General features: G+C 59.4%; 8 protein-coding genes. All 8 read right to left on the bottom strand.

Annotated elements, in window-relative coordinates:
* Positions 1 to 65 precede the first annotated feature (65 nt).
* The 8 genes from ACI514_RS25515 to atpD all read right to left on the bottom strand — a co-directional run bounded on the left by ACI514_RS25515 (position 66) and on the right by atpD (position 9,981).
* On the bottom strand, positions 66 to 2,096 hold the full coding sequence (locus tag ACI514_RS25515; RefSeq protein WP_405122607.1) for a pyridoxamine 5'-phosphate oxidase family protein: 2,031 nt from the start codon (positions 2,094 to 2,096) through the stop codon (positions 66 to 68).
* Between the two features lie 45 nt (positions 2,097 to 2,141).
* Positions 2,142 to 2,768 (bottom strand): glutathione S-transferase family protein, encoded by a 627-nt coding sequence (locus ACI514_RS25510; RefSeq protein WP_160060022.1) that lies wholly within the window; start codon positions 2,766 to 2,768, stop codon positions 2,142 to 2,144.
* Positions 2,769 to 2,873: 105 nt separating this feature from the next.
* Positions 2,874 to 3,800 (bottom strand): LysR family transcriptional regulator, encoded by a 927-nt coding sequence (locus ACI514_RS25505; protein WP_160060023.1) that lies wholly within the window; start codon positions 3,798 to 3,800, stop codon positions 2,874 to 2,876.
* Between the two features lie 75 nt (positions 3,801 to 3,875).
* Complete coding sequence (gene glmS, locus ACI514_RS25500; RefSeq protein WP_405122606.1) at positions 3,876 to 5,708, bottom strand: glutamine--fructose-6-phosphate transaminase (isomerizing); 1,833 nt, start codon at positions 5,706 to 5,708, stop codon at positions 3,876 to 3,878.
* Positions 5,709 to 5,710: 2 nt separating this feature from the next.
* Positions 5,711 to 6,487: a DeoR/GlpR family DNA-binding transcription regulator gene (locus tag ACI514_RS25495; protein ID WP_160060025.1), complete on the bottom strand. Its 777-nt coding sequence runs from the start codon at positions 6,485 to 6,487 to the stop codon at positions 5,711 to 5,713.
* A gap of 157 nt (positions 6,488 to 6,644) precedes the next feature.
* Positions 6,645 to 8,012, bottom strand: coding sequence for a bifunctional UDP-N-acetylglucosamine diphosphorylase/glucosamine-1-phosphate N-acetyltransferase GlmU (glmU, locus tag ACI514_RS25490; RefSeq protein ID WP_405122605.1), 1,368 nt, complete (start codon positions 8,010 to 8,012; stop codon positions 6,645 to 6,647).
* 118 nt (positions 8,013 to 8,130) lie between these two features.
* On the bottom strand, positions 8,131 to 8,556 hold the full coding sequence (locus ACI514_RS25485; RefSeq protein WP_007911962.1) for a F0F1 ATP synthase subunit epsilon: 426 nt from the start codon (positions 8,554 to 8,556) through the stop codon (positions 8,131 to 8,133).
* 45 nt (positions 8,557 to 8,601) lie between these two features.
* The gene (atpD, locus tag ACI514_RS25480; RefSeq protein WP_016984062.1) at positions 8,602 to 9,981 is read right to left on the bottom strand and encodes a F0F1 ATP synthase subunit beta; all 1,380 of its coding nucleotides are present in this window, start codon (positions 9,979 to 9,981) and stop codon (positions 8,602 to 8,604) included.
* Between the last annotated feature and the right edge of the window lie 12 nt (positions 9,982 to 9,993).

Here is a 9,993-nt window from a genome sequence, read left to right as displayed (position 1 = left end):
GATCTTGTTTTTAAAAATCAAAATCAAAAGAACGCAGCCTTCGGCAGCTCCTACACGGGTTCGGGTTACAGGTCTAAGACCAGTGGCTGATTGCTTTGCGCCGGAACGGCACAGCAAATCAGCACATGCCCCGCTTCCGGAATATCCGCCGGCAGCTGTGGATAATTCACTGCACCACTGACCAGCCGGGTCTTGCACGTACCGCACGAACCACCGCGGCAACTGAACTCCGGCCGTAATCCGCGGCTTTCCGCCAGCTCCAGCAAACTCCCGCCATCGGGCTGCCAGCGCGCCTCTTTCGCCGAGCGCTCGAACACCACCGGGACCGATGTGGTCGCTGCGGGCGGTTGTTCGATGACGATCGCGTCCGGATCGGCCTGACGTTTCAGCGTCGACGGGCCAAAGGTTTCCGCATGAATCTGTGCGTCACGCACATCCAGCTCGCGCAGGGTGTCGTACAACCCTTGAGTAAAAGCACCGGGGCCGCAAAGCACAAAGTCGAGCTGGTCGAAGTCTTCGGCATCCAGCAGGTTCCTCAGCACGGTGCCGTCGATGCGACCACGCACATCGAAATCCTCGCCCTCTTGCAGATCGGCTTCCGGCTGGCTGAGCAATCGCAGGATTCGTACAGAGTCACCTGCGGTTTCGAGCAAACGATCCAGCTCCCTGCGAAACGGCTGATCCGCGAGGCTGCGTGAACTCTGCAGCAACAATGTCGGACGAATCCCCCGAGTGCGTAAGCCTTGGTAAACCACCTCACGCAACATCGACAGCAACGGCGTGATGCCCACACCGGCGGCCAACAGCACCAACGGTCGCTGCTCCTGCGGCGCGACGGTGAAATGCCCTTGCGGTGCCCGTGCTTCGAGTACATCGCCGACACGAATCTGCTCATGCAGGTGCGACGAGATCAGTCCTTCGCGCTTCACGCTGATGCGGTAGAACCCATCCGATGGCGCACTCGAAAGACTATAGGTACGGATATGCACCTCACCGTCCAGGGTGAAACGCAGTGGCAAATGCTGGCCCGCGAGAAACACCGGCAAACCGGCGCCGTCAGTCGGCTCCAGATAGATCGAGCGAATGTGGCGGCTCTCCGCTTCTATCTTCGCCACGCGCAGCGGCCGCCATTGGTTGCCCAGCGCCTGCGCTTGCAAACGCGCGTCGGCTTCGGCCCAGTTACCCGTCAATAGACTAGTCGGCGACATGCCGTCGAAGCGCCAGCGCAACGCCAAGGCTGCCGGGCGCCGCACCAGTTTCTCCACTTCAAATGTCCACAACCGTTCCGCACCTTGAAACGCCTCGATCTGCGGGTCATCGAGAAGGATCTCGGTGCGCCCGCTGAGTTGCAGCAGATCACCTGTGGAAAAGTCGATGAACAGCAGGCCGGCCTTGGGATTGAGCAACAGATTGCCGAGAGTGTTGAAATGCAGGTTGCCGGCGAAGTCGGGGATGGTCAGACGATTGCCTTCCACCCGCACGAAACCGGCCTGGCCGCCACGATGAGAAACATCCACCGCGCGCTCGCCCTCGACATCCACATAACTGGCGACGAAAAACGTATCGGCGCCAGTGATCAACGCAGTGGCCGCGTCATCTAGGCCGTGCAGATATTCAGCCCGGCGCGTCTGCGGATCCGTCAGCGGCACACGTTGATACTGGCGCAGTTGAATGTATTGCGGGCAGTTGCCGAAGGCTTGATCCACGCTCACCTCAAAACCCTGAGCGCTCAGATTGCCGACATGGCCGTTAAGGCGATTGCGCCGGCGGGTGTGCAACTCGATGCCAAGCAAACCGATCGGTTCGCCGTTACGCAGTTGCGCCGGGTCATCGGCAGCAGGCTGGCTGGCGAAATGCAGATGCTCGGGATCCGGCGAATGGGCAAACCCCGGCGCGCCTTCGAGCACACTGGCCCACGGCCGCCCTTGCGCATCGACTGCGCCGTATAGCATGAAGGGCAGTTGCTGATAGAACTCGCGGTGCTGATCCGGCATCCAGGTGCGAATCACCTTACGCCCGAAGGCTTCCATGCGTTCAGCAACCCCGACCTTCGCTTGCAACTGTTGCTCGCCAGCGTGCCACGGTGAACGTTCCATCACGACCTCTCCCCTGCACCGTCGGCACAGTGTGGATTGCGAAAATCAGGCGGTGGTTTGCAGACCGGCAACCGTGCGCGGCATGCCGACGAAACCAGGCAGGGCCTCGACCCGGGCCAGCCAGGCGCGGACGTTGCCGTAGTCGTCCAGCGACACGTTGCCTTCCGGTGCGTGGGCGATGTAACTGTAGGCCGAAACGTCGGCAATGCTCGGCTCGTCACCGGCCAGATACACGGTTTTGCCTAATTCGATGTCCATCACCTTGAGCAGGTTGTGCGCACGGGTAATCGCCTCTTCTGCATTCAGTTGGGCACCAAACACCGTGACCAATCGCGCAGCAGCGGGGCCGAAAGCGATCGGTCCTGCGGCGGCCGACAACCAGCGCTGTACCCGTGCGGCGCCGACAGGATCGGTTGGCAGCCAACGACCATGGCCGTATTTCTGCGCCAGATACACCAGAATCGCGTTGGAATCGGCCAGCACCACGCCGTCGTCATCAATGGCCGGCACTTGGCCGAAACTGTTGATCGCGAGGTAGGCCGGCTGCTTGTGCTCACCTTTGGCCAGATCGACGAAGATCAGCTCGGTCGGTAGTTGCAGCAGGGACAACATCAGCTCGACACGGTGGGCGTGGCCGGAACGTGGGAAGTTGTAGAGTTTGATCGCTTGCATGGTCGACTCCGTTGAACAGGGGCGCCACTGCGGGGATGAGAGCGCCGATGGAGGCCATCTTCCACTTATCGCGAAAACAACAGAATCACCAGCAACTGCAATCGATTATTTCACTGAGTGAAATAACGCAGCATTTTTCAAGGCCGGATGTTCGCGCAAAGCCTCTGCCGTGAAATCGACAAAACTGCGGATCCGCGCTGGCGCCTTGCGCCCGCCCTGATACACGACGTGGATCGGCAGCGGCGGCAGTTCAAATTCGGCGAGCACTATTTCCAGTGTGCCGGCGGCAACCTGACTCGCCACTTGATAGGACAACACCCGGGTCAAACCCAAGCCCGTGCAAGCTGCTGTAATCGCAGCCTGATTGGCGGTCACGATCAGACGCGGCTCTGGACGCACGCTGAGCGGTTCGCCCGCGTCGAGAAACGGCCAACTGCGTTGCTGGCCAATCGCTGAAGTCGCCACCACTGGCGCGCCCGCCAATGCGTGGGGATGAGCCGGCCGGCCATATTTGGCAAAGTAGTCCGGCGAGCCGCAAATGACCCGACGCACCTCCCCGACCCGAATCGCATGCTGATTGCTGTCCGGTAGATCACCAATGCGCACCGCGACATCGATGCCCTCCTCAACCATGTTGACGATACGATCAACCAGTACGGCATTGATCGTGACATCCGGATACTGCGCGAGATAACGCGCCATCACCGGCGTCACAAACAAATCACCGAACAACACCGGCGCCGTCACCGTCAATTGCCCACGCGGCTCGGCATGACTGCCCGCCGCCGAATCCTCTGCCTCCTGCACCTCGGCGAGAATCCGCCGACAATCTTCCAGGTAACGCTGCCCCGCTTCGCTCAAATGCACACTGCGCGTGGTGCGGATCAACAACTGCGTGCCGATGCGCAACTCCAGCGCCGCCACCGCCCGCGTGACGCTGGCCGCTGACAAACCCAGACGACGCGCGGCAGCAGAGAAGCCTTGCTCCTGGGCGACGATGGTGAAGATGTGCATTTCCTGGAAGCGATCCATGGAGACCCTCAAGTCAGATACAAAAATCGCAGCCGAAGCTGCGATTTTTTTGCGCCGATGTCAGCTGTGGATAACTTATTCCACCGTCACCGACTTCGCCAGGTTACGTGGCTGATCGACGTCCGTGCCCTTGAGCACCGCAACGTAGTACGACAGCAACTGCAGCGGAACCGTGTAGAGGATCGGCGAGAGGATGTCGTGGATATGCGGCATCTGCACCACGTGGGTGCCTTCGCCGTTGGTCATGCCGGCTTTTTCGTCGGCGAACACGATCAATTCACCGCCACGAGCGCGGACTTCCTGCAGGTTGGACTTGAGCTTTTCCAGCAGTTCGTTGTTCGGCGCCACAGTGACCACCGGCATGTCGTTATCCACAAGCGCCAGCGGGCCGTGCTTCAGCTCGCCGGCCGGGTAGGCTTCGGCGTGGATGTAGGAGATTTCCTTGAGTTTCAGGGCACCTTCCATCGCCACCGGGAATTGCGCACCACGACCGAGGAACAGGGTGTGGTTTTTCTCGGCGAACAGCTCGGCGATCTTCTCCACGGTGCTGTCCATGGCCAGCGCTTCGCCAAGACGGGTTGGCAGACGACGCAGCTCTTCGACCAGACGCGCTTCAACGCCGTCAGCCAACGTGCCGCGCACTTGACCCAGCGACAGCGTCAGCAACAACAGGCCGACCAATTGCGTGGTGAAGGCTTTGGTGGAGGCCACACCAATTTCGCGGCCGGCCTGAGTCAGCAGGGTCAGATCGGACTCGCGCACCAGCGAGCTGATGCCGACGTTGCAGATCGCCAGGCTGGCGAGGAAACCCAGCTCTTTGGCGTTGCGCAGGGCTGCCAGGGTGTCGGCGGTTTCACCGGACTGCGAGATGGTCACGAACAGGGTGTCCGGCTGCACCACCACTTTGCGGTAGCGGAATTCGCTGGCGACTTCGACCTGGCACGGGATACCGGCCAGTTCTTCGAGCCAGTAACGCGCCACCATTCCGGCGTGATAGCTGGTGCCGCAGGCGACGATCTGCACGTTGCGGACGTTGGCAAACAGCTCGGCGGCTTGTGGGCCGAAGGCTTGCACCAACACTTGATCGTTGCTCAGGCGACCTTCGAGGGTGCGCTGCACAACGGCCGGTTGCTCGTGGATTTCCTTGAGCATGTAGTGGCGGTATTCACCTTTGTCGGCGGCTTCGGCACCGTCGCTGTACTGCACGGTCTGGCGCTCGACAGCATTGCCGTTGATGTCCCAGACTTGCACTTCATCGCGGCGAATTTCGGCGATATCGCCTTCTTCCAGGTACATGAAGCGGTCGGTGACCTGACGCAGGGCCAACTGGTCGGAGGCGAGGAAGTTCTCGCCCAGACCCAGACCGATCACCAACGGGCTGCCACTGCGCGCGGCGACCAGACGATCCGGCTGCTTGGCATTGATCACGGCCAGACCGTAAGCACCGTGCAGTTCCTTGACCGTTGCTTTAAGCGCAACGCTCAGATCAGGCTGATCCTTGAGTTTATGGTTGAGCAGGTGAGCGATGACTTCGGTATCGGTATCCGAAGTAAACACGTAACCCTGCGCTTTCAGCTGTTCGCGCAGGGCTTCGTGGTTTTCGATGATGCCGTTGTGCACCACCGCGATGTCGCCGGAAAAATGCGGGTGGGCGTTGCGTTCACAGGGTGCGCCGTGGGTGGCCCAACGGGTGTGGGCAATGCCGAGTCGGCCAACCAGCGGGTGTTCAGCCAGCGCTGCTTCGAGTTCGCTGACCTTGCCCGGGCGACGCATGCGCTCAAGGGTTTCATCGTTGGTGAAGACCGCGACACCGGCGCTGTCATAGCCGCGGTATTCCAGGCGCTTGAGGCCCTCGAGCAGGATGGCGGTGATATTACGTTCAGCAACTGCGCCGACAATTCCACACATGCTTATTTCTCCTGACTGACAGCCGCGCAAATCACGGTGATACCGCGGGCCTGAATCTGATCGCGTGCCTCGCTAGGCAGGCGATCATCGGTAATTAGGGTATGGACGCTGCTCCACGGCAGCTCCAGGTTGGGAATCTTGCGACCGATCTTGTCGGCCTCGACCATGACGATGACTTCCCGCGCCACTTCGGCCATGACCCGGCTCAAACCGAGCAGCTCATTGAAGGTCGTGGTGCCGCGCATCAGGTCGATACCGTCGGCGCCAATGAACAATTGGTCGAAGTCGTAAGAGCGTAGTACCTGCTCGGCGACCTGGCCCTGAAAGGATTCCGAATGCGGATCCCAGGTGCCGCCGGTCATCAGCAGCACCGGTTCGTGTTCGAGTTCGCTCAAGGCATTGGCGACGTACAGGGAGTTGGTCATCACTACCAGACCGGGCTGTTGGCCAAGCTCCGGGATCATGGCGGCGGTGGTGCTGCCGCTGTCGATGATGATCCGCGCGTGTTCGCGGATGCGTTTCACCGCTGCACGGGCAATCGCCTGTTTGTATTTGGAAACGCTCTGCGCGGTTTCCGCTACCAACTCTTGGGGCATTGTGATCGCCCCGCCGTAGCGGCGCAGCAGCAGGCCATGGCTTTCAAGCGCAGCAAGATCCTTGCGAATCGTAACTTCGGAGGTTTCGAAACGCTTGGCCAGTTCATCCACACTGACTTCGCCCTGCTCGTTGAGCAAGGCGAGGATGTTGTGGCGGCGTTGCGGCGTGTTGCGTTTCGACATGGCTTAAGTTTCGTTTCGAAAGATAACGTAAGCAATCAAAACCTATCAGCCCTAAATCGTCAAGCTGTCGCCCAAAAAAAATCGCAGCCTTCAACATTCCCGTAGGAGCTGCCGAAGGCTGCGATCTCTTGATCTTCAAAAAACCGCTGTGGATAACTCAGCTCTTCTTGATCTTCTCCGGCCGCTTCCAGCCGTCGATATTCCTCTGCCGCGCTCGGCCCACGGCCAACTGCGCGTTATCCACATTCTGCGTAATGGTCGAACCGGCTGCCGTGGTCGCACCGGCAGAGATATCCACAGGCGCGACTAACGAGTTATTGGAGCCGACGAACACGTCAGCACCCAACACGGTTTTCCACTTGTTGGCGCCATCGTAGTTGCAGGTGATGGTGCCGGCGCCAATATTGGTACGCGCACCGATTTCGGCATCACCCAGATAAGTCAGGTGACCTGCTTTGGCGCCTTCACCCATATGGGCGTTTTTCAGTTCAACAAAGTTACCCACATGCGCACGCGCTTCGAGCACGGTGCCTGGACGCAGACGCGCAAACGGGCCGGCATCGCTGCCCTCGCCCATAACGGCACCTTCAATATGACTGTTGGCCTTGATCACCACGCCTTTGCGCAGGGTGCTGTCCTTGATCACACAATTCGGGCCGATCACCACATCGTCTTCGATGACGACGTTGCCTTCGAGGATCACGTTGATATCGATCAGCACGTCGCGACCCACAGTGACTTCTCCACGCACATCGAAACGCGCCGGATCACGCAGGGTCACGCCTTGCGCCATCAAACGACGGCCAGCGCGCAGCTGGTAATGACGCTCCAGCTCGGACAGCTGCTTGCGATCATTGGCGCCCTGCACCTCCATCGGGTCGTGTGGTTGTTCGGTGGCCACCACCAGACCATCGCTGACCGCCATTTCGATCACGTCGGTCAGGTAGTACTCGCCCTGAGCGTTGTTGTTCGACAGGCGACTCATCCAATCGGCCAGACGATTGGCCGGCACCGCGAGAATGCCGGTGTTGCCTTCAGGAATGGCGCGCTGGGCTTCGCTGGCATCTTTGTGCTCAACAATGGCGGCTACTTTGCCGTCAGCATCGCGCACGATGCGGCCGTAACCGGTTGGGTCTTCCAGTTCGACGGTTAGCAAACCCATCTGCCCGGGCACGACATGCTTGAGCAAACGTTGCAGGGTTTCGACTTCGATCAGCGGCACGTCACCGTATAGGATCAACACCGTGTCGGCAGTAATGAACGGCACCGCTTGGGCAGTGGCATGACCGGTGCCGAGTTGTTTGTCTTGCAGGACGAAATTCAGATCCTCAGCGGCCAGGCGTTCACGCACCACATCGGCACCATGGCCGATCACCACATGAATGCGTTGTGGCTCAAGTTGCCGGGCGCTGTGGATAACATGGCCCAGCATGGAGTTGCCGGCAATCGGGTGCAGCACTTTCGGCAGTGCCGAACGCATACGAGTGCCTTGACCGGCCGCGAGGATAACGATTTCAAGAGACATGACTGGCTACCAATCCTGGGTGGTCAGCGACTGCGACCGGGTTTCGGGAATTCGGAAAAGAAAAAAGGGTAGCCGAGGCTACCCTTTTTTATCAATCGCACAACAAGCGGCTGACGGATTAACCGCCAAACTTCTTGCGGATCTGCTGGACGGTGCGCAGCTGAGCTGCAGCCTCGGCCAGCCGTGCTGACGCAGCGCTGTAGTCGAAATCAGCGCCTTTTTCATGCAGAGCATGCTCGGCAGCCTTGAGAGCTGCTTGAGCCTGAGCTTCATCCAGGTCGGCGGCACGTTGCACGGTATCGGCAAGCACTTTGACCATGTTCGGCTGAACCTCGAGGAAACCACCGGAGATGTAGAACACCTCGGGTTCCCCGCCTTGCTTGATCAGGCGGATCGGACCTGGCTTCAGATTAGTGATCAGCGGCGCGTGACCCAGAGCGATACCAAGATCACCCAGTGCACCGTGCGCAATCACCATCTCGACCAGGCCGGAAAAGATTTCCCCTTCCGCGCTGACGATATCGCAATGGACTGTCATAGCCATCTGATTGCCTCAACCTAAATTAGCGCCCGTTGCCGGGCGCCGGGATTACAGTTTCTTGGCTTTCTCGATCGCTTCTTCGATGCCGCCAACCATGTAGAACGCTTGTTCTGGCAGGTGGTCGTAGTCACCGTTGAGGATGCCTTTGAAGCCAGCAATGGTGTCTTTCAGGGAAACGTATTTACCCGAAGCACCGGTGAAGACTTCAGCCACGAAGAACGGCTGCGACAAGAAGCGCTGGATCTTACGAGCACGGTTTACCAACTGCTTGTCGGCTTCCGACAGCTCGTCCATACCCAGGATCGCGATGATGTCCTTCAGCTCTTTGTAACGTTGCAGAACGTACTGAACGCCGCGAGCGGTGTCGTAGTGGTCCTGACCGATTACGTTCGGATCCAGCTGACGCGAAGTCGAATCCAGTGGATCTACCGCTGGGTAGATACCCAGGGAGGCGATGTCACGGGACAGAACGACGGTGGCGTCCAAGTGGGCGAAGGTGGTCGCTGGCGACGGGTCAGTCAAGTCATCCGCAGGTACGTATACCGCTTGGATCGAAGTGATCGAACCTTCTTTGGTCGAAGTGATACGTTCTTGCAGAACGCCCATCTCTTCAGCCAGAGTCGGCTGGTAACCTACTGCCGAAGGCATACGGCCCAGCAGTGCGGATACTTCAGTACCGGCCAGGGTGTAACGATAGATGTTGTCGACGAACAGCAGAACGTCGTTACCTTCGTCACGGAACTTCTCGGCCATGGTCAGGCCGGTCAGTGCTACGCGCAGACGGTTACCCGGCGGCTCGTTCATCTGACCGTAAACCAGTGCCACTTTGTCCAGAACGTTGGAGTCCTTCATCTCGTGGTAGAAGTCGTTACCCTCACGAGTACGCTCACCCACACCGGCGAACACGGAATAACCGCTGTGCTCGATGGCGATGTTACGGATCAGTTCCATCATGTTCACGGTTTTGCCTACACCGGCACCACCGAACAGACCAACTTTACCGCCTTTGGCAAACGGGCAAACCAGGTCGATAACCTTGATGCCGGTTTCCAGCAGGTCGTTGCCGCCTGCCTGTTCAGCGAACGAAGGCGCTGGACGGTGAATGCCCCAACGCTCTTCGGTGTCGATCGGGCCAGCTTCGTCGATCGGGTTACCGAGGACGTCCATGATCCGGCCCAGGGTCGCTTTACCGACCGGTACGGAGATGGCTGCGCCAGAGTCGGTAACTTCCAGACCGCGCTTCAAGCCCTCGGTGGAACCCATCGCAATGGTACGAACCACGCCGTCGCCCAGCTGCTGCTGAACTTCCAGAGTGGTGCCGGCATCGCTTTTGACTTTCAAAGCGTTGTAGATGCTCGGTACGCTGTCGCGTGGAAATTCCACGTCGATAACGGCGCCGATGATTTGAACGATACGTCCGCTACTCATAGCTGGATCCTC

The sequence above is a fragment of the Pseudomonas sp. M20 genome, assembly GCF_045037865.1.
In the GTDB taxonomy this organism is placed as follows: domain Bacteria; phylum Pseudomonadota; class Gammaproteobacteria; order Pseudomonadales; family Pseudomonadaceae; genus Aquipseudomonas.
The sequence above is the reverse complement of the archived record's forward strand: the minus strand, read 5'-3'. Positions and strand labels throughout refer to the sequence as shown.

Excerpts from the sequence above, each read along its gene's own strand:
- ACI514_RS25505 (WP_160060023.1), bottom strand. The coding sequence starts at position 3,800 with ATGGATCGCTTCCAGGAAATGCACATCTTCACCATCGTCGCCCAGGAG.
- ACI514_RS25485 (WP_007911962.1), bottom strand. The coding sequence starts at position 8,556 with ATGGCTATGACAGTCCATTGCGATATCGTCAGCGCGGAAGGGGAAATC.
- atpD (WP_016984062.1), bottom strand. The coding sequence starts at position 9,981 with ATGAGTAGCGGACGTATCGTTCAAATCATCGGCGCCGTTATCGACGTG.
- glmS (WP_405122606.1), bottom strand. The coding sequence starts at position 5,708 with ATGTGTGGAATTGTCGGCGCAGTTGCTGAACGTAATATCACCGCCATC.
- ACI514_RS25495 (WP_160060025.1), bottom strand. The coding sequence starts at position 6,487 with ATGTCGAAACGCAACACGCCGCAACGCCGCCACAACATCCTCGCCTTG.
- ACI514_RS25510 (WP_160060022.1), bottom strand. The coding sequence starts at position 2,768 with ATGCAAGCGATCAAACTCTACAACTTCCCACGTTCCGGCCACGCCCAC.
- ACI514_RS25515 (WP_405122607.1), bottom strand. The coding sequence starts at position 2,096 with ATGGAACGTTCACCGTGGCACGCTGGCGAGCAACAGTTGCAAGCGAAG.
- glmU (WP_405122605.1), bottom strand. The coding sequence starts at position 8,012 with ATGTCTCTTGAAATCGTTATCCTCGCGGCCGGTCAAGGCACTCGTATG.